Below are 22,071 nucleotides of genomic sequence, written 5' to 3'. Positions count from 1 at the left end.
CTGTCCCTGATAGCCCCGTACGGACGTTTCGATGCATCGGCGCCGACGGCGCAGTTCCGCCCCCGCTCCCCGCTCGCGGGGAGACGTCTGCGGCTGCATCGCCCCTCGCCCTCGGCCGACCGGCCGGAACATCACATTCCCTGTGCAACATGATCAGTGTCCCACCGATGCGGCGCCCTTCTCCCCCACCAGATCGAAGGTGCGGAAGCGGTCGAGCAGGAACGGTTTGAGCATCTCCGGCTGGCGGCCGGTGGCGATGCACTCGGCCATGCGCAAACCGCACACGGGCGTCGCCTTGAAGCCCCAGGTACCCCAGCCCGAATCGATGAAGTAGTTGTCGATGGGCGTGAGCCCCATCACCGGCGAAAAGTCCGGCGTCATGTCGGCCGTACCGGCCCACTGTCTGAGCACCCGCAAATCGGCCATGAAGGGGAACAGCTCGAGCATGTGCGCCATCAGCCCCTCCTTGAAGTCGAGGGTCGAGCGCGTCTGGTAGAGCCCGTAGGGATCGGTGACGCCGCCCATCACCATCTCGCCGCGGGCGGACTGCGAAATGTAGACGTGCAGCGAGCCGGAGACGACGATCTGGTCGAGGATCGGCTTCACCGGCTCCGAGACGCAGGCCTGGAGCGGGATGCTCTTGATGGGCAGGCGCAGGCCGGCGAGTTTGGCGACGCGGCTGGATGAGCCGGCGACCGCCTGCACCACCTTGTCGGCGTGGATGGTGCCGCGGCTGGTCTCGACGCCCCTCACGCGGCCTCCTTCCACTAGGATGCCGGTGACCTCGGTTGCTGGATGCACCTCGACGCCGCGCGCCATCGCCTCCTTGGCGTAGCCCCAGGCGACCGCGTCGTGGCGGGCGATGGCCCCGGGCGGATGGTAGAGCGCCCCCAGGATGGGATAGTGCACCTCGTCCGACGTGTTGAGCACCGGGCACAGCCGCGCCACCTCGGCGGCGTCGATCAGTTCGGAGTCGACCCCCATGTGCTTGTTCACTTCGGCGCGCCAGCGTGCCGTGCGAATCGCCGCGTCGGTGTGAGCGAGGGTGAAGTGCCCACGCTCGGAATACATGATGTTGATATCGAGCTCGGTCGACAGACCCCGGAACAGCTCCACCGATTCCTTGTAGAAGGCGACGCCCTCGGGGGTGAGATAGTTGGCGCGCACGATGGTCGTGTTGCGGGCGGTATTGCCGCCGGCGAGCCAGCCGCGGTCCAGCACGGCGATGTTGGTGATGCCGTGGCGCGTCGCGAGATAGTAGGCGGTGGCGAGGCCGTGTCCCCCGGCGCCGATGATCACCACGTCATAGGTGCGTTTGAGATCGGGCTGCCAGCGCAGATGCGGCGGCTCCACGCGGCCGGACGACAGACCATGTTTCAGCAGAGCAAGCGGCACGACGGGTCTCCGGCGAACGGTGGCGATTCATAAGGGCGCCACCCCCTATAGGCAAGTTTTTTTCCTCAAGTTAAAGAGGACGGCGGCGCCGCGGACGACGCGCCGACGTGACGCCCCTGCGGGGCCTGCGCTGCCGGGCGCGCCATCTGCCAGTTTTCTTTGCATGAAAATTTAATTCTTGCCAGTTGATTTCATGAAAACGCGCTGCTAGCGTCCGCTCACTCACCGGGGTCGCTGCCATGTGCGGAATTGTTGGGCTATTTCTGAAGGATAAGGCGCTCGAGCCGCAGCTCGGGGCAATGCTCGCGCAGATGCTGGGCACCATGTGCGATCGCGGCCCCGACAGTGCTGGCTTCGCCGTCTACGGCACCCCGCGGTCGGGTCTCGCCAAGGTCACGGTGCAGTCGCCGGCGCCGGACGAGGCCTTCTCCGGCCTCGCCGCCTCCGTCGGCGGGGCCGTCGGCACCGAGGTGGCGATCGAGCGGCGCGGCTCGCATGCGGTGCTGACGGTTCCCGCCGACCGGCTCGAGGCCGTCCGCGACCACATCCGCGACCAGCACGGCACGGTGCGCGTCTTGGGCGCCGGCGACGCCATCGAGATCTATAAGGAGGTGGGCTATCCGACCGAGGTGGCCGCGGTGTTCGGCCTGGCGAACATGGCCGGCACCCACGCCATCGGCCACACCCGCATGGCCACGGAATCGGCGGTGACGACGCTCGGCGCCCACCCTTTCTCCACCGGCCCGGACCAGTGCCTGGTCCACAACGGCTCGCTATCCAACCATAACAACCTGCGGCGGACGCTGGCGCGCGACGGCATCCGCTTCGAGACCGAGAACGACTCGGAGGTCGCCGCGGCCTACCTCACCGCGCAGATGGGCCAGGGCAGCAGCCTGGGCGAGGCGCTGGAGAAGGGCCTCGACGATCTCGACGGCTTCTTCACCTTCGTCGTCGGCACCAAGAACGGCTTCGGCGTGCTGCGCGATCCGATCGCCTGCAAGCCGGCGGTGCTGGCCGAGACCGACCGGTTCGTGGCCTTCGGCTCCGAGTACCGGGCGCTGGCAGCGCTGCCCGGCATCGAGACGGCGAAGGTCTGGGAACCCGAACCCGCCACCGTCTATTTCTGGGAGCGCTGAGACATGCCGGTCGTCGACCTCGCCACGGCGGAGCTGCGGACGCTCAATCAAGCTCTGCACCACCAAGCGCCCGGCAGCAACGAGACCGCCTGGGAGGTGCTCAACCCGCACGGCGCGCACGCGGTCGCCGTCGGTCTCAACGCCCCGGTCACCGTCACCATCAAGGGCAGCGTCGGCTATTACTGCGGCGGCATGAACCGCGAGGCCCAAGTCGTCGTCGACGGCTCGGCCGGCCCCGGCGTGGCCGAAAACATGATGTCGGGCCAAGTGCGAGTGAAGGGCGACGCCAGCCAGTATGCCGGTGCCACGGGCCATGGCGGGCTGCTGGTCGTGGAGGGCAACGCCTCGTCCCGCTGCGGCATCTCCATGAAGGGCATCGACATCGTGGTGCGCGGCAACGTCGGCCACATGTCGGCCTTCATGGCCCAGGCGGGCAACTTGGTCGTCTGTGGCGACGCCGGCGACGCGCTGGGCGACTCCATCTACGAAGCCAGGCTGTTCGTGCGCGGCTCGGTCAAGAGCCTGGGCGCCGACTGCATCGAGAAGGAGATGCGGCCCGAGCACCTGAAGCTGCTCGGCGAGCTGCTCGGCAAGGCCGGCTTCGACGGCATCGATCCCACGAGCTTCAAGCGCTTCGGCTCCGCCCGCAAGCTCTACAACTTCAGCGTCGACAACGCCGATAGCTACGGCTGAGCCGTTCGCCCCTCGTCGACCGCCCGCCCCGCGGCCCCTCCCCTGATCCGGCAGATCCATGACCTACACCAATCCTCCGACGGTCCCGCGCAAGTCAGCGACGTTCGACGACTACACGCTGTCGGAGATCCGGCGGGCGGCGAGCACGGGCATCTATGACATCCGCGGCGCCGGCGCCAAGCGCAGGCTGCCGCATTTCGACGACCTGCTGTTCCTGGGCGCATCGATGTCGCGCTATCCACTGGAGGGCTACCGCGAGCGCTGCGGCACCGATGTCGTGCTGGGCTCGCGCTTCGCCAGCAAGCCGCTCGAGCTCAAGATCCCCATCACCATCGCCGGCATGAGCTTCGGCTCGCTCTCGGCCAACGCCAAGGACGCGCTGGGCCGCGGCGCCAGCGCCGCCGGCACCTCGACCACCACCGGCGACGGCGGCATGTCGCGCGAGGAGCGCAGCCAATCCAAGATGCTGGTCTACCAGTACCTGCCGTCGCGCTACGGCATGAACCCGGAGGACCTGCTCAAGGCCGACGCCATCGAGATCGTCGTGGGCCAGGGCGCCAAGCCTGGCGGCGGCGGCATGCTGCTCGGACAGAAGATCACCGACCGGGTGGCCGAGATGCGCACCCTGCCCAAGGGTATCGACCAGCGCTCCGCCTGCCGGCATCCCGACTGGACCGGGCCGGACGATCTCGAGATCAAGATCATGGAGCTGCGCGAGATCACCGACTGGCAGAAGCCGATCTTCGTCAAGGTCGGCGGCTCGCGCCCCTATTACGACGTGGCGCTGGCGGTGAAGTCCGGCGCCGACGTGGTGGTCATCGACGGCATGCAGGGTGGCACCGCGGCGACGCAAGAGGTGTTCATCGAGAATGTCGGCATCCCGACGCTCGCCTGCATCCGCCCCGCGGTGCAGGCACTGCAGGAGCTCGGCCTGCACCGCAAGGTACAGCTCATCATCTCCGGCGGCATCCGCAACGGCGCCGACGTCGCCAAGGCGCTGGCGCTGGGCGCCGACGCCGTCTCCATCGGCACCGCCGCGCTGGTTGCCCTCGGCGACAACGATCCGGCGCGTGAGGACGAGTACCGGGCGCTGGGCTCCACCGCCGGCGCCTACGACGATTGGCACGAAGGCCGGGACCCGGCCGGCATCACCACCCAGGACCCGGAGCTGATGGGCAGGCTCGACCCCGAGCTCGCCGGCCGCCGGCTCGCCAATTACCTCAAGGTGATGACGCTCGAGGCGCAGACCATCGCGCGCGCCTGCGGCAAGAATCACGTGCACAATCTCGAGCCCGAAGACCTGTGCGCGCTGACCGTCGAGGCCGCCGCCATGGCGCGCGTGCCGCTCGCCGGCACGAGCTGGATTCCCGGCAACGGCGGCTTCTGAACCACCACCACCCGGGTCGACAACGCAGCAGCACTCACGACGGAGACGGAGCAGTGTCCCAGGACTTGGCAAGCCTCGCGCGGGAGAAGGGGATCCGCTATTTCATGATCTCCTACACCGACCTGTTCGGCGCGCAGCGCGCCAAGCTAGTGCCGGCGGCGGCGATTTCCGACATGCAGCGGGACGGCGCGGGCTTCGCCGGCTTCGCCACCTGGGTGGACATGACCCCGGCCCATCCCGACATGTTCGCCATTCCCGACGCCAAGGCGGTGGTGCAACTGCCGTGGCGGCGCGAGGTCGCCTGGGTCCCCGCCGACCTCGCGATGGAGGACGCAGCAGTCGCCCAGGCGCCCCGCAACGTCCTGAAGCAACTCGTCGCCACGGCGGCCGAACGAGGGCTCCGCGTCAAGACCGGCGTGGAGCCCGAATTTTTTCTGATCGAGCCCGACGGCAACGCCATCTCGGACGCCAAGGACAACGCCATCAAGCCCTGCTACGACCAGCAGGCCCTGATGCGGCGCTACGACATCATCGCCGAGATCTGCGACTGCATGCTGGAATTGGGCTGGCAGCCCTACCAGAACGACCACGAGGACGCGAACGGCCAGTTCGAGATGAACTGGGCCTTCGACGACGCGCTGGTCACCGCCGACCGGCACTCCTTCTTCAAGTTCATGGTCAAGTCCATCGCCGAAAAGCACGGGCTGCGCGCGACGTTCATGCCCAAGCCCTTCGCCAATCTCACCGGCTCGGGCTGCCACGCCCACATCTCGGTGTGGGACGAGACCGGCGCCGCCAACCGATTCCACGACGACGGCGACGAGATGGGCCTGTCGCGCGACGGCTACTACTTTCTCGGCGGCATCATGAAGCACGCCGAGGCGCTCGCCGCCATCACCAACCCGACGGTGAACAGCTACAAGCGCATCAACGCGCCACGGACGGTCTCGGGCGCCAGTTGGTCGCCCAATTCGGTGACGTGGACCGGCAACAACCGCACCCACATGGTGCGCGTCCCCGGCAAGGGCCGGTTCGAGCTGCGGCTGCCGGACGGCGCCGCCAACCCCTACCTGCTGCAGGCAGTGATCATCGCCGCGGGCCTCGACGGCATCGTCAGCAAGGCTGACCCCGGCAAGCGTTACGACATCGACATGTACGCGCTCGGCCACACCGTCCAGGATGCGCCCAAGCTGCCGCTCAACCTGCTCGACGCACTCCGCGCCTTCGACAAGGACGCTACCCTCAAACAGACCTTGGGCGATGCCTTCTCCACCGCGTATATCCGGCTGAAGGAGCAGGAGTGGACGAGCTATGCGTCCCACTTCACGCAATGGGAGCGGGACAACAGCCTCGACATCTGAACAACGCTTAGGGCGCGCCCGACAGCGGCGCTGCCCCCGAGCAGGTCTCGATCAGATAGACCTGATCGAATCGCATGCTCCCAAGCCCTTGAATCTGGAGCGCGTCCTGAGCGGGTGGTTCCACCCGCTCAGGACGCGGCCTCGCGATCACATTTACGGGCCTAAGGCGCTGCCGTCATTTCGAATGAGTTCATCCGAAAAGACGGCCGCGCTGCGGACCCGCCAACGCAGCTGGACCGACCGATGACCCGCCGTACCTGGATTCTGACGCTCTCCTGTCAGGATCGGCCTCGCATCGTGGCCACTATCACCACCGCCATTGCCAACGTGGGCGCCAACATCTCCGAGAGCGCACAGTTCGGCGACTCGTCGCAGAGCCGCTTCTTCATGCGCATCGCCTTCGATACGCCTCAGGCGGTCGAGGAGCGGACGCTGCGCGGCGTGCTCGCGCCGGCAGTCGCCGAGTTCGACCTGACGCTGACGCTGAACGCTGCCGAGGACTTGCCGCGCATCATCATCATGGTCTCGAAGTTCGACCACTGCCTCGAGCATCTGCTCTACCAGATCCGCGTCGGCTGGCTGAAGGCGCACGTGGTCGCCATCGTGTCCAACCATGAGGCGAGCCAGGGCGCGGCCGAAGCGATGGGGATCCCCTTCCACGTCTGGCCGGTGACCAGGGACAACAAGGCCGAGCAGGAGGCGAAGCTCCTGGAGCTCTATCGCGAGCGCCGCGCCGAGCTGGTCGTCCTCGCCCGCTACATGCAGATCCTGTCCAACGAGCTGTCGACCGAGCTGTTCGGGCAGGTCATCAACATCCACCACTCGTTCCTGCCCAGCTTCAAGGGCGCCAAGCCCTACCACCAGGCCTACGAGCGCGGCGTGAAGATCATCGGCGCCTCGAGCCACTACGTCACGCCGGATCTGGACGAGGGACCGATCATTGAGCAGGAGACCGAGCGGGTGACGCACGCGCTCTCCACCGACGATCTGGTGGCCGTCGGCCGCGATATCGAGTCGCGCGTCCTGGCACGGGCGGTGAAACTGCATCTGGAGCGGCGCGTGCTGATCAACGGCCGCAAGACCGTCGTGTTCTAGAGCGTTTTCGAGCGAAGTGGGCGCCGGTTCGCGTGAAGAAAACGCGACAAATCAAACAGATAGAGCATTTCCGCGATTCGAAGAAACGCGGAAATGCTCTAGGCCTCACTCCACGCGTATGCGCTCCCGCCGGGAGACCCAATCGGCTCTATGAGCGGAGCACGACCTTGCGCTCGGCGATCGCTTCGTCGTCGGACGACGCTTCGGTCGCGTCAGGCCGCTCCATCGCGTCCATGCGCTCGAGCAGGGCACGCCATTCCTCAGGCAGCGGCTCTCGCGTCGTCGGCGACAGGTCGGCCGCGATGGCGCGGCCCAGGGCGACGGCTAGCAGCGTGTCGGCGAAATCGTGTGTCATCGCTTCTGAACCCTCGAAAGGGGCGGCCTTCTGCGTCCCGGGTGCGACGGCCTGGCGTCCCGGTAGCGAGCTTGCGACAGCGCCATGGGCGCCCTTCCACCCGTCGATACCGGACCGGAGACGTTTACCGTGTGCGCGGTCGCACAGGAGCGCCTTCGATGGGCAACAAAAAGGCCGCGCGCGGCCGGCCAGCCTCATTTCCGCCGCCGGCCGCGAAGCGGAAGCCGTGTCAATGCTTGGACGGACGTCTTCAACCCTTAAGGGCGGCGCGTCCCGGTGCCGCCCATCTGGTCCGAAAACCGCCAGACTTTCGCGGCGCTCCGGCTAAACTCCACGTATGGATCTCGACCCGGCCGCCTGCTATCGCGCCATCCTGGCGCGCGACAAGCGCTTCGACGGACGCTTCTTCACCTGCGTCACGTCGACGGGCATCTACTGCCGCCCGATCTGTCCGGCGCGGCCGCCCAAGCTCGCCAACTGCATCTTCGTAGCGACCGCCGCGGCGGCCCAGAACGCCGGCTTTCGGCCCTGCCTGCGGTGTCGGCCGGAGAGCTCGCCCGACCTCGGCATCTGGCTCGGCACCTCGACCACGGTCTCCCGCGCCCTGAAGCTGATCGAGGCTGGAGCGCTCGACCGCGGACCGGTCGAGGCGCTCGCCGGCCGCCTCGGTGTCGGCGAGCGGCATCTGCGCCGCCTGTTCCGCCACCACCTGGGCGCCTCGCCGGTGGCCGTGGCGCAGACGCGGCGCGTGCTGCTGGCCAAGCAGCTGCTGCACCAGACCAGCCTGTCGATGACGGATGTGGCGCTGGCGAGTGGCTTCGGCAGCATCCGTCGCTTCAACGAGACGTTCCAACAGCTGTTTGCACGCAGCCCCGGCGCGTTGCGGCGGCGGACCGACGCGGAGGGCCCGGCCGCCGGCACTGTCGAGCTGCTGCTCGCCTATCGCGAACCCTACGATTGGGCGGGGATGCTCGCCGCCCTCGCCACCCGCGCCGCGCCCGGCGTCGAGGAGGTGGACCGCGCCATTTACCGGCGCAGCGTCGAGGTCGCGGGATGCGTCGGCACCATAGCGGTGAGCGATGTGCGCGACCGAGGTGCCCTGCGTGCCACCCTGCAGCTTCCGAGCCTTGGCGGCCTGCCGTCCCTGATCGCCGCCATCCGCCACGTTTTCGATCTGGCGACTGACCCGGCGGTCATCGCCGCGGAGCTCGGACGCGACCGCCTGCTCGCCCCGCTGCTGGCGACACGGCCGGGCTTGCGCGTGCCCGGCGCCTGGTTTGGCTTCGAGGCAGCCGTGGCGTGCCTGCTCCAGCGGTCGCTTGGCGACGGGGCAACGCCAGCTGCCACCGGACGTCTGGCCGCGGCCCTCGGCACGCCGTTGCCGGAGAATCTAAGGGCAGGCGGGCTGCGCCACGCCTTTCCGCAGCCCGCTCGGCTGGCGGTCGCGGATCTTGCCAGCCTGGGGCTGCCGACGACGACGGCGCACGCGCTGACGCAGCTCGCTCGCATCGCCGCCGACGATCCCGACCTGCTCGGCCCGCACGGCGCGGTCGACACCGCAGCGCTGCGGTTGGGGCAGCTTCCCGGCGTCGATGCCGATGCGGCGCGCGCCATGGCCGTGCACTGCGTCAGCGAGTGCGATGTCCTGCCGCTCGCCGATCCCTCCTTCCGCGCGGCCGCCGCAAGCCACGGCATGGCGCAGGACGCGGCCGCCCTGCGCGCCCGGGCCGAGGCCTGGCGTCCGTGGCGCGCCTACGCTGCGCTTCATCTGATGTCGACGGAGCGGGCGCGCCCGGAGAGCCCAGTGGCAGGCCCGAGACAGCGGATCGCGGACGGGGCGACCCATGTTCAACGCATTGCCGCGCGTAGCATTTCGGCGATTCGAAGAAACGCGGAAATGCCCTAGCGCGTGCCACGAAAAGGAGCCTGCCCTTGCAAATGCAGCTTGAACGGCGCGAGTCCCCGCTCGGCACCGTGCTGATCGTCACCGACGCCAGCGGCGCCCTGCGCGCGCTGGATTTCGTCGACTACGAGGCGCGCATGCACCGGCTGCTGAGGCTCCACTACAGCGGCTACGAACTGCTCGAGCGGGCGGCGCCGCTCGGCGTCGCACACGCGCTCGACGCCTATTTCTCGGGCGAGATCGATGCGCTCGCGGCCCTGGGCGTGGCCACCGGCGGCACCGCCTTCCAGCAGTGTGTCTGGGGGGCGCTCCGCCAGATCCCGCCCGGCGGAGCGATCAGCTACGGCGAGCTGGCGACGCGTATCGGCCGCGTCGGGGCATCCCGCGCCGTTGGCCACGCCAACGGCAGCAATCCCGTCGCCATCGTGGTGCCCTGCCATCGGGTGATCGGTGCCGATGGCTCGCTGACCGGCTATGGCGGCGGCATCGAACGCAAACGCTGGTTGCTGGACCATGAACAGCGCTGGCTGAAGGCGGTCAGCACTTGAACGCATCATGGGTGCCTTGCAGCAGCGCAGCATTGGCCCTGGCGAGCAGTGCGCCGAGCGACGGCCCCGTCTGTGTGGAGCAGGCCAGCCCCACCCGCATGACAATGCCCGACGACGCTGTGGCGGCGCCCCCCTTCATGAAGAGACAGGCGGTGCGCATATCGTCGGCGAGTCGGCGCAACTCCGCCTGATCCGTCCTCGGCAGCAGCCAGACGATGGCGGTATCCCCGAACAGACCGACGACGCCGTCGCGTTCGACACGCTCCGCAAGCCAGCCGCCGAGCCGCCGCACCAGGCGATAATCACTCTGACTGTCGCGCCAGTTGCTCAGGGTCGTGCGCCGGTCGAGACGCATCACCAGCATGCCCATGGGATGCCTGTCGCCCGCCGCGGAACTCAACAGGCGATCGGCCCACATCTCGAAGTCGTGGACGGATGTCAGCGCGCCGATCGATGCGGCCAGCGCGCTCCGCAGGCGCCGCGCGGCATCGCGCTCGTAGGCCAGCGCAACGGCGAGAAGCGACGCCCCAGTCAGCAGCACCAGCGACAGCACGAGCAGATACCAGAGCGGATGCGCAGTCGATTGCGCCGCGATGTCGGCCGGAAAGGTGAAGTAGCGGCTGAAGGCCGCCCGCGTCAGCGAGGCCGCGGCGAAGGCGATCGCGACAGCCAGGGCGACGCGGCGCGACGGCAGCGGCTCGTGGCGACCGATCCAGGCCTGCCTCGCCGTCAGGATCGCGTAGGCCGCACAAAGCCAGGCACTGAGCGCGACCCGCGCCTGCAGCGATGCCAGGAACATGTCGTTGGTGCAGGCTGCCAGCCAGACGGCGGAGCCGACGAGCGTCGGCCACAGGGGCGCCCGGCCCTCGTCGAAATACCGCAGGGCTTGCCAAACGCACGCAAACGACCAGATCAGAAGGGCGTTGGAAGCGACGATCGTCAGGATCGGCGGGGCTCCGGAGGCCCGCGCGAGGGAGAGTACCATTGCGGCGGCGCAGGCCAGGTAGGCCAGGCCGAACCAGCGTAGGCCGGGCTCGACGATGCGCAGCGACAGCAGCAGACCGCCTTGCAGGGCGCAGGTGGCGCTGAGGAAGGCCATGAGCGAAGCGATATCCATGGCTCGACCGCTTACGCCACACTGTCACGAGACCGCACTAGACTGGATTCTTTCTGTTCGAGGGCGCGTGCTGCCGGCCGCGTTCCACAGCGGGGTAAGGAGAATAGCCGATCATGGCGAAAGGCAAAGCAGTTCGCATCCAGTACGGTGCGCTGCCCTATCGCGTGCGCAAGGACGCCTCGCTGGAACTTCTCCTGATCACCAGCCGCGACACGAAGCGCTGGATCATCCCGAAAGGCTGGCCGATGAAGGGGCTGCCCCCGGCACGAGTGGCCGCCCGCGAAGCCTTCGAGGAGGCCGGCGTGAAAGGGCGCATCGATCCCAAGTCGATCGGACGCTTCGTCTATGAGAAGCGGCTCGGCGAGAGCGGCCTCGTCGTGCCCTGCGAGGTCACCGTGTTCGCGCTGGCGGTGCGGCGGGATCTCAAGAGTTGGCCGGAGGCGGATGAGCGCGAAGCGCGATGGACCTCACCGGCAGTGGCACACGAACTGCTGGATGACGAGGGCCTGAAGGTACTGGTCGCCCGCTTCGCGGACCAGCACGTCGGCACGAGCAAGCGCTCCGCGAAGGTGCCTCGCGACCGCGCCGCCTCGCGCGACGGCAAGCAGGCGCCGCGGTCGCAGGACGCCGGCGAATCCAGCTTCGATCAGGCAAGCGTCCCGGATCAGGAAGGCGCCCCGCCGGCCTCGACCGACCAAGCGCCCGAAGCGCCGCGGACGATGTCCGTCCGCGCCGCCGGCTCGCCGTCCGCAACGGCACCCTCCCGACCGCCGGCGGCCCGCGCCAAGGCCGATTGAACGCCCCGACGGCCAGGATATGGCCTAAGCCACCGAGCGGGATCGCAATCCAGTGTCGCCCGCGTGATAGCCGATCGGGCGGAGCCACCCGACCGGTGAAAGGCGCTATCGAATCAACGACGACATCCTTTTGCCGACACGAACGCCCTATGCGGCCTTGTCGAGCTCGACAACGATACCCGTGAATTCGGGCTGGTGCGGCGCCAGGGAGTCGTGGCGCTCGCTGCTCCAGCTGGCGATCCTGACGACGCGGCCCGTCGCATCTCCGGCTTCGCCGGCTCCATCGGGCTCGATGATGTTGAGGCCGTTCGCACTGAGGAAAAAGGTGTGCTCGCCGAACATGTCGCTCAACGTCTGCGTCAGCGGGTGGCCGTCGGGGATCACTTGAGCCTCGAATTGGCTCAGGGTCTGGTCGACATGCTTCGATGCCAGCTTCATGTCATCCTCCTCTTTTTTGACTCGGCAGTTGCCGGGGTCAGGCTCCGGACGTCTTGGTGACAAGGGTCAGCGTGCCGTCGTCACCGAGGGCGGCTGCGACCACCTTCGAAGTGTCGAGGCCCTTTTCCCGTAGCGCCGACGAAGCCGGCGGCAGCGCATCGACCGTGCGGCGCAGCGTCTTCAGCTCTTCATCGCTGATTCGGGCGAGTTCGATGGCGATCTGCGACTGGGCCCCCGGCGACAGGCTGGCGATGTCCACGATCTTGACGTTGCGAACGCGCTTGGCCAAGGCGTCATTCGGGGCCTGCTCCGACGCCGATGGCGGCTGCGAGCCTTGAGCATGGGCATATATTGGGGGAGTTAAAGCAATAGCCGTGCCTACGGCTAACATTGCCAGGACGCGCATGATCTTTCCTCTCCGTATTGGTGGATGATCAATGGGGCGGCGGACCGACGATGCTATCGAAATCTGAAAATCATCTGTTGGTAATGCGTTCCCTCGGTGGAACCAATGTGACGACAGTGTGGGGCGCGACTTGCGCGGCGGGCCCGGGCGAGGCCTGACAAACGACTGTTGACCCGGCCCCAGGGACCGACTTCACAACAGAGGGCGACCAATGAACAACGAGGTGAGTCGTGCGCGCGTCCGCCCCATTTCTGGGCCCGTCCGAGGCTGCGGAGCGGCTGGGAATTTCCGTCAAGGCCCTGCGGATCTATGAGCAGCACGGCTTGGTCACCCCGCTGCGCACGTCGGCGGGATGGCGTGCCTACGGTCCTGACGACATGGGCCGCGCGGCTGACGTCGCGCTCCTGCGCGGGCTCGGCTTCAGCCTCGCCCAGGTGGCGCAGGCGCTGAAGGGCGACCGCCGGCATCTGGGGCCCGCACTGGCCGCTCATCAGGCGGCGCTCGAAGAGCGGATCCGCCATGTCGTCGACACCGTGGAAAAGGTCCGTCGCCTGAGAGCCGACCTGCTGCGTGGCCCGTCATCGGCCACGGGAGAGGACGCCGTCCGATCCGGCGGCGTCGGCGCCCGCCATCCCGGTCGAATGAGCGCAGCGGCGTCCGGAGCCACGCCTGCGTCGGCCGTCGGTGCGCGTGCGAGCTTCGCGCTTCCCTGGCCCTGGGGCGGCGAACGCTTCGAGCTGCGGGTCATCAGGCCGCTGAACTACATCGTCGGCCCGTTGGGCAGCGGCAAAACCCGGCTGGCGATGCGGATCGCCGAGATGCTACCCGACGCGGCCTTCCTCGGCCTCGAGCGGATGGCGGACGGCACCGCCGCAGCCCGGGCCCGGCTTAAGGCCGACCCGGCGCTCATGGCGCGAGTGCAGCGGGCCCTCACATCGATTGTCGAGAACGGCGGCACGGCGTCGGATGGGTTGCTCGTCCTGATCGTCGGGTTGGAGGCCGAGCGTCCCGCGATCCTCGTCGTCGACATGGTCGAACACGGCCTCGACCACGCCACCCAGGAGGCGCTGGCCGCACATCTGCGCCGCCGCGGCTCCCGCGCGCGACCGCTTTTCCTGATGACACGCTCATGCGCAATCCTGGACCTCGCCGCCGTGGGCGCGGACGAGGCGATCATCCTGTGTCCCGCCAATCACGGACCGCCGATGCACGTCGCTCCGCGTCCCGGCGCCGAGGGCTATGAAGCCGTCGCCACGTGCCTTGCGATGCCCGCTGTCAGGGCCCGGACCGAAGGCGTCATCGCGTGGCGCCCGGTGCCCTGACAGCCGGCGCGATCGGCCGCAGGAGGGCCGCGAGCGCGCATGCCCGGCACGCATCCGGGATCGATTCGCATGCACTCTGCGGTTGACGCTCCTCATCCCGTTGCGCGACTTGCCCCGGCGCGCCGCCCGAGCATCAGCCGCATGGCCTGCGTCCAGGCGGCGATGAGGCGCTTGCGGCGCGCTGGCGAGCTGCCGAGATTCTCCGAAATGGCCAGCCCCCGCATGAAGTGCTGCGTCAGGGCGATCATTTCGGTATACGCCTCGGCCTCCGCCCACATGCCGAACAGTTCGGCCGAAACCCGCTCGATGTCGCGCCGTGCCGTGCGCTCCGCCAAGATCAGCGTATGCTTGAGCGCGGCATCGGTCCGCGCCACCGCCCAAAGCTCGAGCTCGGCGAGATAGGCGGGCTGCCGCGCGGCAAAGGCGAGCGCGTTCACGGCCGCCTCCAGCCGGTCCTTCGGCTTGGCCAACTGGGCGAGGGACAGCGCGACCGCTTGCTCGTTGCGGCGCACGAGCTCGGTCACGCTTGCGGCGAGCAACGCGGCGCGGCTTGGAAAATAGTGCAGCAACGCGCCCCTGCTCACCTGCGCCCGCCGCTGCACCGCGAGCGTCGTCGTGCCGGCGACGCCAAGATCGATCAGGCAATCGACCGCGGCACCCAGGAGCCGTTCGCGCACGACGCTCGAACCGCCAACCTCTTGGCCTCCGACTGCCTTCCGCTTCGGCTCCACCAGACGCCTCCATGACAGTCAGCGTTGACTGTACCCTTCGGAGGGCTACCGTCAACGCTGACTGACAATCTCACGCGGGAGGAACCCATGCCGAACTTTTCGACCCTGACGATCGCCCCCGACACCGCCAACGCGCGGGTCGCGCGTCTCACCTTGAACCGGCCCGAGCGCATGAACGCGATCACCGACGCCATGCCGCGCGAAATTCGACAGGCCGTCGAGTGGGCTCAGGACAACGACGACATCCACGTCATCGTCGTCGAGGGGGCCGGCAAGGGGTTCTGCGGCGGCTACGATCTCAATGCGTCTGCGGAACAGATGATCGACCATCCCTGCCAGCAGGAGAGCTTTCCGTGGGATCCGATGGTCGACTTCTCCACGATGAAGCGCAACACCGACGACTTCATGAGCCTGTGGCGATGCCCCAAGCCCACCATCGCCAAGATCCATGGCGCTGCGGTCGCGGGCGGAAGCGACATCGCCCTGTGCTGCGATCTCGTCGTCATGGCAGACGATGCCCGGATCGGCTACATGCCGACCCGCGTCTGGGGATGCCCGACGACCGCCATGTGGACCTTCAAGCTCGGGCCGGTGCGCGCCAAGCAACTGATGTTCACCGGCGATATCATCGACGGCCGCACCGCGGCCGAGTGGGGGCTCATCAACCTGTCGGTCCCCGCGCAAGAGCTCGACGGCACCGCCATGAAGCTCGCCGCGCGCATCGCGGGTGTGCCGCGCAGCCACCTCGCCATGCACAAGATGGTGGTCAACCAGGTCATGCAGACCATGGGGCTGGAGCAGACCCAGACGATCGCCACCCTCTTCGACGGCATCACGCGCCACAACCCGGAGGGGCTCTGGTTTCGGCGCTACGCGCAGAGCCACGGCTTCAAGGCGGCAATCGAATGGCGCGACAGCGGGCGGCCGATTCCCGAGGGCGACGACGCGCGCGAGGAAATACGCCGCCTCGGCCAGCCCGGATAAGCGCGTCTGTCGATCGGGTGAAACCACCCGATCGCGGAGAAGCGTTCAGATACCATGACCTGGGCCTCGATCGAGGGACCGAGCCCGATCGAGGCTCGACCGAGGTCAGTCGAAGCCGCGCAATTCGCCCCAGACCTCGAAGCCGTCGCGCCGCGTGCGCAGCGTGTTGATCGGCGCGCTCTTGTCGCGGTAGCCCAGGGCCATGCCGGAAAACACCATGTGATCGTCCGGCAGGCCGATCGCCGCCGCGACGGTCTTGGGATAGCGCGCCCAATATTCCTGGGCGCAGGTGTCGAGGCCGCGCTCGACGGCGAGCAGCATCACCGTCTGCATATACATGCCCACGTCGCCCCACTGGGGCGGCCCCACGCGACGGTCGAGGCAGAAGAACAGGCCGACCGGCGCGCCGAACAGCTCGCCGTTGCGGGCGAGCTGGCGCAGGCGCGCCGGCTTGTCCTCTCGCGGAATATTGATGGTGGCGTAGAGGTCCTCGCCGCACTCGAACCGCCGCGTGCGCAGCGGGTCCCACAGGTTGGGCGGGTAGACGTCGTATTCGGGCTCTTCGCCGGCGGGGTTCGCCACCGCCTGCCGCTTCAGCTGGGCCAACGGCTCGCCTGCCAGCGCGCAGACGCGCCAAGGCTGAAGATTGCCTCCCGACGGCGCATGGGAAGCGGCCACCAGGATCTCACGGACCAACGCTGCGGGCACCGGATCGGGCTTGAAGGCGCGGATGGAGATGCGGGCGGCGACGGCCGCCGAGACGTTCATGGTCATGGTTGGGGTAGGCTCCATCGTGGTGTCGGGTCAGCGCGGCGCAACGCGCGCGATGAGAAAGGTGGGGAGGGCGGCCGCACGCGGCCGCGGAGCTGACTGACGCGCCGCTTCATCCAAGCCACTGGCAAAGCGCTATCGGATTTCGCCACGCCTGGCCTGGGCCAGCGCCTGTCCAAGGGCGTCGGCAAAGCTCTCGCGCTCACCTGCCGACAGCGCTTGCGCGATGGGCACGCGCTCGCCGCGCGAGACGACCGCCAGGCGCAGCAGGCCGAACTCGGGGTCGTTGGCGCGGTCGAGCCGCGTCCACACCGGGTTGAAGCGCCATTCGGCAGCCGTGCCCTTGGGCGACACCTTGCGCAACAGCAGTTGCACACGCGTCAGGATCACCTCCTCGAAGGCGCGGGAGCGGTGGAAGCTCACCCGGAAGGCGATATAGAGCGCCAGCACGTCGAGGCCGAAGAAGCCGGCCACCGGCCACGCCCCCATGATGACGAAGGGCAGGCTCGACACCACGCTCGCCAGCAGCATCAGGCCCATCACCAGCCGGAAGGCGTTGGCTCCGAGCGAGCGATGCGGCGTGATGGTCGCGGCGAAGACACGCTCGTCCTCGCCGGCTTCCTGCTTGCGGCTCGACATGGCGTTCATCATAACGCTCCGATGACGGTAAAAAAGTCCCCTGGCCTGCGGAAAATGGCGGCAGCCGCGGCGGTCGCCGCGAAGGGCCCAAGGCGGGGCCGCAGGGCGTCCGCCGACACCAAGGCCGTCCCCGCCCCCGCCGGTCGTACCGCGGCTCTCGCGCCGGCGGAGATCGAGGAGGTGTTCCGGCGCTTTGCCGCCGCTAACCCCGAGCCCGTGGGTGAACTGCACTACATCAACGCGTTCACGCTGCTGGTCGCGGTGGTGCTGTCGGCGCAGGCGACCGACGCCGGCGTCAACAAGGCGACGCCTGCGCTGTTTGCGCTCGCCGACACGCCGGCCAGGATGGTCGCCCTGGGCGAGGAGCGGGTGCGGGACCTGATCAAGACGATCGGCCTCTACCGCGGCAAGGCGCGCAATCTGATTGCGCTCTCGCAACGCCTGCTCGCCGCGCACGGCGGCAAGGTGCCGCGATCGCGCGAGGCGCTGGAGGAGCTTCCCGGGGTCGGCCGAAAGACCGCGAACGTGGTGCTGAACATCGCGTTCGGCGAAGCGACCATCGCCGTCGATACGCATCTCTTTCGCGTTTCGAACCGGATTCCGCTGGCGCCGGGCCGCACGCCGTTGGCGGTCGAGCTCGGACTGGAGGCCGTGGTGCCGACGAGCTACAAACTGCACGCTCACCACTGGCTCATCCTGCACGGACGCTACATCTGCAAGGCACGCAAGCCTGACTGCTGGCGTTGCCTGATCGACGACATCTGCCGCTTCACGCCGAAGACGCCGCCGCCGGGCGAGGGCCGCGCGCCCGCGCGGTGACCGGGGCCCGCCTCATCCGAAGACCAGCAGCCCCGCGAGGCCGGCCGCGCCAACCACGATCCGCCACCAGGCGAAGATGCCGAAGCCATGGCGGGAGATGAAGTCGAGCAGCGTGCGCACCACCACCAGGCCCGAGATGAACGCCATGACGAAGCCGATACCGATCAGCGCGCCGTCGTGCAGGCTCAGGTCCTTGTAGCTCTTCAACAGGTCATAGGCGAAGGCGCCGGTCATCGTCGGCATGGCGAGCCAGAACGAGAACTCCGCCGCCGAGCGCTTGCTCGCGCCCATCAGCATGGCGCCGACGATGGTGGCGCCGGATCGCGACACGCCGGGAATCATGGCCAGGCACTGCACCACGCCGATGCCCAGGTACATGGGCAACGGGAAGTGCAGGGCGTCATCGTGCTTCTTCTCCAGGTCGAGGTTGTCGATGATCATCAGCACCAGGCCGCCGACGATCAGCGCCACGCACACCACCCAGGGATTGAACAGCACGGTCTTGATGAACCCGTGCAGCAGCGCGCCGAGCAGCGCGGCCGGCAGGAAGGCGACGAGGACGCCGAGGACGAAGCGGCGGGCCGCAGGATCGTGCGGCAACGCCGTCAGGATGGCGATGATCTTGCTGGCGTAGACCGACAGGATGGCGAGGATGGCGCCGAGCTGGATCAACACCTCGAAGGTCTTGCCGTTGGACTCGAAGCCCATGAAGTGACCGAGCAGCAGCAGGTGGCCGGTAGACGAGACCGGCAGGAACTCGGTCAGGCCCTCGACCAGGCCGAGGACCATCGCCTCGAATGCGTCGGACAGGTTCATCGAGAGGCTCCGGAGCGCCTGTGCCTGGGCCGGGTCACGCCGGTGGGCTTGGGCGCGCGCGTGGAAGGGCCCACGCCTTCTACTCCTACCGAAGCAGAGATCAACGCATGGTTAGCACCAGCCGAAGGATCACCCCGCGGCGGAGAATCATGCGCGCGGAGCGGCCCCCGGCGGGGCGCGGCGCTTCACCGCGGCTGCGGCCGGCGCAGGTCTGCCGGCCGCAAATTCGGTTGTCGGCGAGGCATTGCGGGCCTATACGGGCCGCGCACGCTTCTGACGCCCGTCCTGCACATCGCGACGGGCCAGCCCACCGGCTGCGTGCCACCCCCGACCCCGATCGCGATGCGCAGAAGACGATTAACGGCTCATTGACCACATCGTGCTCCCATCCCTTGGATTTGATGGCGTTGATGCCGATGGGCCCTGTGGGTCCGTCCGCATGGACGTAGTCCAGCCCGGCCCGCATGGCGACGCTTCACCACCACCCGCTTTGTCCCCATTCCCGCTTCATCCGGCTCGCCCTGGGCGAGATGGGTAGCGACGCGCAACTGACCGAGGTGCGCGCCTGGGAGCGTCGGCCGGAGTTCCTGGCCCTCAATCCGGCAGGTGCGACCCCTGTGCTGGTGGACGAGCAGGACTTCGTCGTTCCCGGCCCGGGCCCCATCTGCGAATATCTCGACGAGACGCGGGGGCTGGCGCTCGGCAGGAACCGCCTGCTGCCCGACGATGTAGCGGGGCGCGTCGAGGTCCGTCGGCTGCTCGATTGGTTCAACGGCAAATTCTTCGACGAGGTGTCGAGCTACCTCGTCACCGAGAAGATCTACAAGCGCTTCATGGCAGCGGATCTGGGCGGCGGCCCTCCGGACATGAACACCATCCGTGCGGCCCGCACCAACGTGCGCTATCATTTGCGCTACATCGGCTTTCTGCTCGGGCGGCGTCACTGCCTGGCGGGGGAGACGCTGACGTATGCGGACTTGGCGGCGGCGGCGCACCTGTCCTGCGTCGACTATCTCGGCGACGTCCCCTGGAGCGAAGACGAAGCGGCGAAGGCATGGTACGCGCGGGTGAAGTCGAGGCCGTCGTTCCGGCCGCTGCTGCAGGACACGGTCCCCGGCATGGCGCCGGCGGCGATCTACGCCGACCTGGACTTCTGAACGGCGCAGCGCTGAAGCGCGCCGTGCAGGCGCGCGCCCACGAGCAGGGCTTCGATGTGGTGCGCGTCGCGCCCGCCGACGCCATTCCGGAGGCCGGGCCACGGCTGGCGGCCTGGCTCGCTGCCGGTCACCACGGCACCATGAGCTGGATGGCCGACACCGCCGAGCGGCGGGCGAGCCCCAAAGCCATGTGGGACAAGGCCCGGTCCGCCGTGGTGCTCGGCCTCAACTACGGCCCCGAGCGCGATCCTCTGGCCAGCCTCGCCGATCCCCTCAGCGCCACCCTCTCCGTCTACGCGCGCGGGCGCGACTACCACGCGGTGATGAAGGGCCGCCTGAAGCAGGTCGCCGGCCTGCTGGCGGCCAAGAGCGGGGCCGACGTGAAGGTGTTCGTCGACACCGCGCCGCTCATGGAAAAGCCCCTCGCCGCCGCGGCCGGCCTCGGCTGGCAGGGCAAGCACACGGTGCTCGTCTCACGCGAGTTCGGCAACTGGCTGTTCCTCGGCGTGATCCTCTGCGAGGCCGAATTGCCGCCCGACGAGCGCGAGGGCGACCATTGCGGCACCTGCCGCCGCTGCCTCGACGCCTGCCCGACGCAGGCCTTCCCGGCCCCCTACCAGATCGACGCCCGGCGTTGCATCTCCTACCTCACCATCGAGCACGCGGGGCCGATCCCGCCCGCCTTCCGGTCCGCCATCGGCAACCGCATCTTCGGCTGCGACGATTGTCTGGCCGTGTGCCCCTGGAACAAGTTCGCGCAGGACGGCCGCGACGCCAAGCTCGCCGCGCGGTCAGACCTCGACGCCCCGCCGCTCGAAGAACTCCTCGGCCTCGACGAGGCGGCCTTCCGCCTTCGCTTCGCGGGCACGCCGATCAGGCGCACCGGCCGCGACCGCTTCCTGCGCAACGTGCTGATCGCGGCCGGGAACTCAGGCAGCGCCGGGCTGCTGGCCGCCGTGGGCCGGCTGCTCGATGACCCCTCCCCTCTGGTCAGGGGCGCGGCGGTGTGGGCCTTCGGGCGCCTGGCGCCGGGCGCGGCCGTCGCCGCGGCGGCGACCGCCCGCCGGGGAACCGAGGCCGACGCGTCGGTGCGGGCCGAGTGGGACGCGGTCGCGGATTGTCCCGAGCCGCGCCATGAGCGGGCTTGACCTCGCCGCAGGCCAGCTGGCGGCGGCGGAACTGTTCTTGCCCGGTATTTCTTGGCAGATGGACGGGGATCGCGCCTGGGTAAGGCGCCGAAGGCTCCAGGATTGATCGCCACGCATGACCCAGCTCTTCGTCTTCGGCCTCGGCTACACCGCTCAAGCCTACGCGGCCCACGCCCGCGCCTCGTTCGACCGTATCGCCGGGACGGTGCGATCCGCCGCCCGGGCGGGGCATACCGGCCGGCCGGCAGACGACGTCCACCTGTTCGACGGCAGCGACGCGGCGACGCGCTTCGATCCCGCCATCGGCCGGGACCTCGCCGCGGCCGACCTCCTGCTGGTGTCGGCACCGCCGGATCAGGCGGGGGACCCGGTGCTGCGCTTCTATGCCGACGCCATCTCGACGGCGCCGCGCCTCAAGCAGATCGCCTATCTCTCGACGGTTGGCGTCTACGGCGATCATGGGGGGGCCTGGATCGATGAGGACGCCGCGCTGGCCCCCACCAGCCCCCGCAACGCTCGCCGGGTCGAAGTGGAGCGGCAGTGGCTGGCGCTGGGCGCCGCCACGGGAAGGTCCGTTCAGGTCTTTCGCCTGGCCGGCATCTACGGGCCGGGCCGCAACGCGCTGGTCAAGCTGCGCGACGGCAGGGCCCAGCGCCTGGTGAAGGACGGCCAGGTGTTCAACCGCATCCACGTGCGCGACATCGCCGCCGCGATCACCGCTGCCTGGGACGGCGAGGTGGCCAGCGCCGTCTGGAACGTCACCGACGACGAGCCCGGCCCGCCGCAGGACGTCATCGCCTATGCGGCCGGCCTGCTCGGAATGTCGGCGCCGCCGGAGGTGCCGTTCGCCGAAGCGGATCTGACGCCGATGGCGCGCAGCTTCTGGGGTGAGAACAAGCGTGTGTCGAACCGGCGCCTGCGCCGCGACCTCAAGGTCGCCCTCGCCTATCCCACCTACCGCGAGGGGCTGGACGCGCTCGCCACGGCGGGCGAGGGCCGCTGACGCCGCCTCGCCGGTGCAAGGCTCAGCGCCGACCCGACTTGCCTTGAAGC

The 22,071-nt window shown here is 68.6% G+C and carries 23 protein-coding genes; 14 read left to right on the top strand and 9 right to left on the bottom strand.

The annotated features are described in order from the left end of the window. Positions 1-153: 153 nt before the first annotated feature. A complete protein-coding gene (locus IEW34_RS24865; protein ID WP_188611934.1) occupies positions 154-1,395 on the bottom strand; it encodes an FAD-dependent oxidoreductase in 1,242 nt (413 codons plus the stop codon). Between the two features lie 239 nt (positions 1,396-1,634). Here IEW34_RS24865 and IEW34_RS24860 point away from each other — a divergent pair, with 239 nt between their 5' ends. The 5 genes from IEW34_RS24860 (at position 1,635) to purU (ending at position 7,067) form a co-directional block, all read left to right on the top strand. Beyond that, positions 1,635-2,531, top strand: a complete 897-nt coding sequence (locus tag IEW34_RS24860) for a class II glutamine amidotransferase (RefSeq protein WP_188611933.1) — start codon at positions 1,635-1,637, stop codon at positions 2,529-2,531. 3 nt (positions 2,532-2,534) lie between these two features. Beyond that, positions 2,535-3,224, top strand: a complete 690-nt coding sequence (locus IEW34_RS24855) for a protein GlxC (RefSeq protein WP_188611932.1) — start codon at positions 2,535-2,537, stop codon at positions 3,222-3,224. A 58-nt stretch (positions 3,225-3,282) separates the two neighbouring features. Further along, positions 3,283-4,611 (top strand): FMN-binding glutamate synthase family protein, encoded by a 1,329-nt coding sequence (locus IEW34_RS24850; RefSeq protein ID WP_188611931.1) that lies wholly within the window; start codon positions 3,283-3,285, stop codon positions 4,609-4,611. A gap of 53 nt (positions 4,612-4,664) precedes the next feature. Next, on the top strand, positions 4,665-5,972 hold the full coding sequence (gene glnT / locus IEW34_RS24845; protein WP_188611930.1) for a type III glutamate--ammonia ligase: 1,308 nt from the start codon (positions 4,665-4,667) through the stop codon (positions 5,970-5,972). Positions 5,973-6,215: 243 nt separating this feature from the next. Continuing rightward, the gene (gene purU, locus IEW34_RS24840; RefSeq protein ID WP_188611929.1) at positions 6,216-7,067 is read left to right on the top strand and encodes a formyltetrahydrofolate deformylase; all 852 of its coding nucleotides are present in this window, start codon (positions 6,216-6,218) and stop codon (positions 7,065-7,067) included. Between the two features lie 148 nt (positions 7,068-7,215). Here the strand turns inward: purU and IEW34_RS24835 are convergent, their stop codons facing one another. Continuing rightward, the gene (locus IEW34_RS24835) at positions 7,216-7,422 is read right to left on the bottom strand and encodes a hypothetical protein (RefSeq protein ID WP_188611928.1); all 207 of its coding nucleotides are present in this window, start codon (positions 7,420-7,422) and stop codon (positions 7,216-7,218) included. A 337-nt stretch (positions 7,423-7,759) separates the two neighbouring features. Between IEW34_RS24835 and IEW34_RS30745 the strand changes: the two genes are divergently transcribed. Together IEW34_RS30745 and IEW34_RS24825 are read left to right on the top strand one after the other, a co-directional pair. Continuing rightward, on the top strand, positions 7,760-9,328 hold the full coding sequence (locus IEW34_RS30745) for a bifunctional transcriptional activator/DNA repair enzyme AdaA (protein WP_188611927.1): 1,569 nt from the start codon (positions 7,760-7,762) through the stop codon (positions 9,326-9,328). A 32-nt stretch (positions 9,329-9,360) separates the two neighbouring features. After that, positions 9,361-9,873 (top strand): methylated-DNA--[protein]-cysteine S-methyltransferase, encoded by a 513-nt coding sequence (locus IEW34_RS24825; protein WP_188612181.1) that lies wholly within the window; start codon positions 9,361-9,363, stop codon positions 9,871-9,873. On the opposite strand, the gene IEW34_RS24820 is transcribed toward IEW34_RS24825, so the two are convergent. Further along, a complete protein-coding gene (locus IEW34_RS24820) occupies positions 9,863-10,990 on the bottom strand; it encodes a GGDEF domain-containing protein (RefSeq protein ID WP_188611926.1) in 1,128 nt (375 codons plus the stop codon). The two genes, IEW34_RS24825 and IEW34_RS24820, sit on opposite strands and share 11 nt — an antisense overlap. A gap of 113 nt (positions 10,991-11,103) precedes the next feature. Here IEW34_RS24820 and IEW34_RS30360 point away from each other — a divergent pair, with 113 nt between their 5' ends. Further along, positions 11,104-11,787, top strand: coding sequence for an NUDIX hydrolase (locus tag IEW34_RS30360; protein WP_210324577.1), 684 nt, complete (start codon positions 11,104-11,106; stop codon positions 11,785-11,787). Between the two features lie 147 nt (positions 11,788-11,934). Here the strand turns inward: IEW34_RS30360 and IEW34_RS24810 are convergent, their stop codons facing one another. After that, positions 11,935-12,225 (bottom strand): hypothetical protein, encoded by a 291-nt coding sequence (locus IEW34_RS24810; protein ID WP_188611925.1) that lies wholly within the window; start codon positions 12,223-12,225, stop codon positions 11,935-11,937. A 37-nt stretch (positions 12,226-12,262) separates the two neighbouring features. Then, positions 12,263-12,631 carry a hypothetical protein gene (locus tag IEW34_RS24805; protein ID WP_188611924.1) on the bottom strand — a complete coding sequence of 123 codons (369 nt, stop codon included), beginning with the start codon at positions 12,629-12,631 and terminating at the stop codon, positions 12,263-12,265. A gap of 230 nt (positions 12,632-12,861) precedes the next feature. Between IEW34_RS24805 and IEW34_RS24800 the strand changes: the two genes are divergently transcribed. Beyond that, a complete protein-coding gene (locus IEW34_RS24800) occupies positions 12,862-13,953 on the top strand; it encodes a MerR family transcriptional regulator (RefSeq protein ID WP_188611923.1) in 1,092 nt (363 codons plus the stop codon). Between the two features lie 92 nt (positions 13,954-14,045). Here the strand turns inward: IEW34_RS24800 and IEW34_RS24795 are convergent, their stop codons facing one another. After that, complete coding sequence (locus IEW34_RS24795; protein ID WP_244642197.1) at positions 14,046-14,684, bottom strand: TetR/AcrR family transcriptional regulator; 639 nt, start codon at positions 14,682-14,684, stop codon at positions 14,046-14,048. Between the two features lie 87 nt (positions 14,685-14,771). Between IEW34_RS24795 and IEW34_RS24790 the strand changes: the two genes are divergently transcribed. Continuing rightward, a complete protein-coding gene (locus IEW34_RS24790) occupies positions 14,772-15,668 on the top strand; it encodes a crotonase/enoyl-CoA hydratase family protein (RefSeq protein WP_188611922.1) in 897 nt (298 codons plus the stop codon). A gap of 105 nt (positions 15,669-15,773) precedes the next feature. Here IEW34_RS24790 and IEW34_RS24785 read toward each other — a convergent pair whose 3' ends face one another. Beyond that, on the bottom strand, positions 15,774-16,442 hold the full coding sequence (locus IEW34_RS24785) for a nitroreductase (protein WP_280516330.1): 669 nt from the start codon (positions 16,440-16,442) through the stop codon (positions 15,774-15,776). 132 nt (positions 16,443-16,574) lie between these two features. Continuing rightward, complete coding sequence (locus IEW34_RS24780) at positions 16,575-17,087, bottom strand: DUF2244 domain-containing protein (protein ID WP_308424396.1); 513 nt, start codon at positions 17,085-17,087, stop codon at positions 16,575-16,577. Positions 17,088-17,132: 45 nt separating this feature from the next. On the opposite strand from IEW34_RS24780, the gene nth reads away from it, so the two are divergent. Next, positions 17,133-17,897: an endonuclease III gene (gene nth / locus IEW34_RS24775; protein ID WP_188611921.1), complete on the top strand. Its 765-nt coding sequence runs from the start codon at positions 17,133-17,135 to the stop codon at positions 17,895-17,897. Positions 17,898-17,909: 12 nt separating this feature from the next. On the opposite strand, the gene IEW34_RS24770 is transcribed toward nth, so the two are convergent. After that, complete coding sequence (locus IEW34_RS24770; RefSeq protein WP_188611920.1) at positions 17,910-18,713, bottom strand: undecaprenyl-diphosphate phosphatase; 804 nt, start codon at positions 18,711-18,713, stop codon at positions 17,910-17,912. Positions 18,714-19,177: 464 nt separating this feature from the next. On the opposite strand from IEW34_RS24770, the gene IEW34_RS24765 reads away from it, so the two are divergent. The 3 genes from IEW34_RS24765 to IEW34_RS24755 all read left to right on the top strand — a co-directional run bounded on the left by IEW34_RS24765 (position 19,178) and on the right by IEW34_RS24755 (position 22,021). Next, complete coding sequence (locus IEW34_RS24765; RefSeq protein WP_188611919.1) at positions 19,178-19,870, top strand: glutathione S-transferase family protein; 693 nt, start codon at positions 19,178-19,180, stop codon at positions 19,868-19,870. 23 nt (positions 19,871-19,893) lie between these two features. Next, complete coding sequence (gene queG, locus IEW34_RS24760; protein WP_308424395.1) at positions 19,894-21,018, top strand: tRNA epoxyqueuosine(34) reductase QueG; 1,125 nt, start codon at positions 19,894-19,896, stop codon at positions 21,016-21,018. A 115-nt stretch (positions 21,019-21,133) separates the two neighbouring features. Then, complete coding sequence (locus IEW34_RS24755; protein WP_188611917.1) at positions 21,134-22,021, top strand: SDR family oxidoreductase; 888 nt, start codon at positions 21,134-21,136, stop codon at positions 22,019-22,021. Positions 22,022-22,071 lie beyond the last annotated feature (50 nt).

The organism is Chelatococcus reniformis, assembly GCF_014640075.1.
In the GTDB taxonomy this organism is placed as follows: Bacteria; Pseudomonadota; Alphaproteobacteria; order Rhizobiales; family Beijerinckiaceae; genus Camelimonas; species Camelimonas reniformis.
Note: the sequence above shows the minus strand (reverse complement) of the source record. Positions and strands in the feature narration are given on the sequence as shown.

Bases quoted from the DNA above. Each gene is read 5' to 3' on its own strand.
- IEW34_RS24860 (WP_188611933.1), top strand. From the start codon at position 1,635: ATGTGCGGAATTGTTGGGCTATTTCTGAAGGATAAGGCGCTCGAGCCG.
- IEW34_RS24855 (WP_188611932.1), top strand. From the start codon at position 2,535: ATGCCGGTCGTCGACCTCGCCACGGCGGAGCTGCGGACGCTCAATCAA.
- IEW34_RS24850 (WP_188611931.1), top strand. From the start codon at position 3,283: ATGACCTACACCAATCCTCCGACGGTCCCGCGCAAGTCAGCGACGTTC.
- purU (WP_188611929.1), top strand. From the start codon at position 6,216: ATGACCCGCCGTACCTGGATTCTGACGCTCTCCTGTCAGGATCGGCCT.
- IEW34_RS24835 (WP_188611928.1), bottom strand. From the start codon at position 7,422: ATGACACACGATTTCGCCGACACGCTGCTAGCCGTCGCCCTGGGCCGC.
- IEW34_RS30745 (WP_188611927.1), top strand. From the start codon at position 7,760: ATGGATCTCGACCCGGCCGCCTGCTATCGCGCCATCCTGGCGCGCGAC.
- IEW34_RS24825 (WP_188612181.1), top strand. From the start codon at position 9,361: ATGCAGCTTGAACGGCGCGAGTCCCCGCTCGGCACCGTGCTGATCGTC.
- IEW34_RS24820 (WP_188611926.1), bottom strand. From the start codon at position 10,990: ATGGATATCGCTTCGCTCATGGCCTTCCTCAGCGCCACCTGCGCCCTG.
- IEW34_RS30360 (WP_210324577.1), top strand. From the start codon at position 11,104: ATGGCGAAAGGCAAAGCAGTTCGCATCCAGTACGGTGCGCTGCCCTAT.
- IEW34_RS24810 (WP_188611925.1), bottom strand. From the start codon at position 12,225: ATGAAGCTGGCATCGAAGCATGTCGACCAGACCCTGAGCCAATTCGAG.
- IEW34_RS24805 (WP_188611924.1), bottom strand. From the start codon at position 12,631: ATGCGCGTCCTGGCAATGTTAGCCGTAGGCACGGCTATTGCTTTAACT.
- IEW34_RS24790 (WP_188611922.1), top strand. From the start codon at position 14,772: ATGCCGAACTTTTCGACCCTGACGATCGCCCCCGACACCGCCAACGCG.
- IEW34_RS24785 (WP_280516330.1), bottom strand. From the start codon at position 16,442: ATGACCATGAACGTCTCGGCGGCCGTCGCCGCCCGCATCTCCATCCGC.
- IEW34_RS24780 (WP_308424396.1), bottom strand. From the start codon at position 17,087: ATGAACGCCATGTCGAGCCGCAAGCAGGAAGCCGGCGAGGACGAGCGT.
- nth (WP_188611921.1), top strand. From the start codon at position 17,133: ATGGCGGCAGCCGCGGCGGTCGCCGCGAAGGGCCCAAGGCGGGGCCGC.
- IEW34_RS24770 (WP_188611920.1), bottom strand. From the start codon at position 18,713: ATGAACCTGTCCGACGCATTCGAGGCGATGGTCCTCGGCCTGGTCGAG.
- IEW34_RS24765 (WP_188611919.1), top strand. From the start codon at position 19,178: ATGGCGACGCTTCACCACCACCCGCTTTGTCCCCATTCCCGCTTCATC.
- IEW34_RS24755 (WP_188611917.1), top strand. From the start codon at position 21,134: ATGACCCAGCTCTTCGTCTTCGGCCTCGGCTACACCGCTCAAGCCTAC.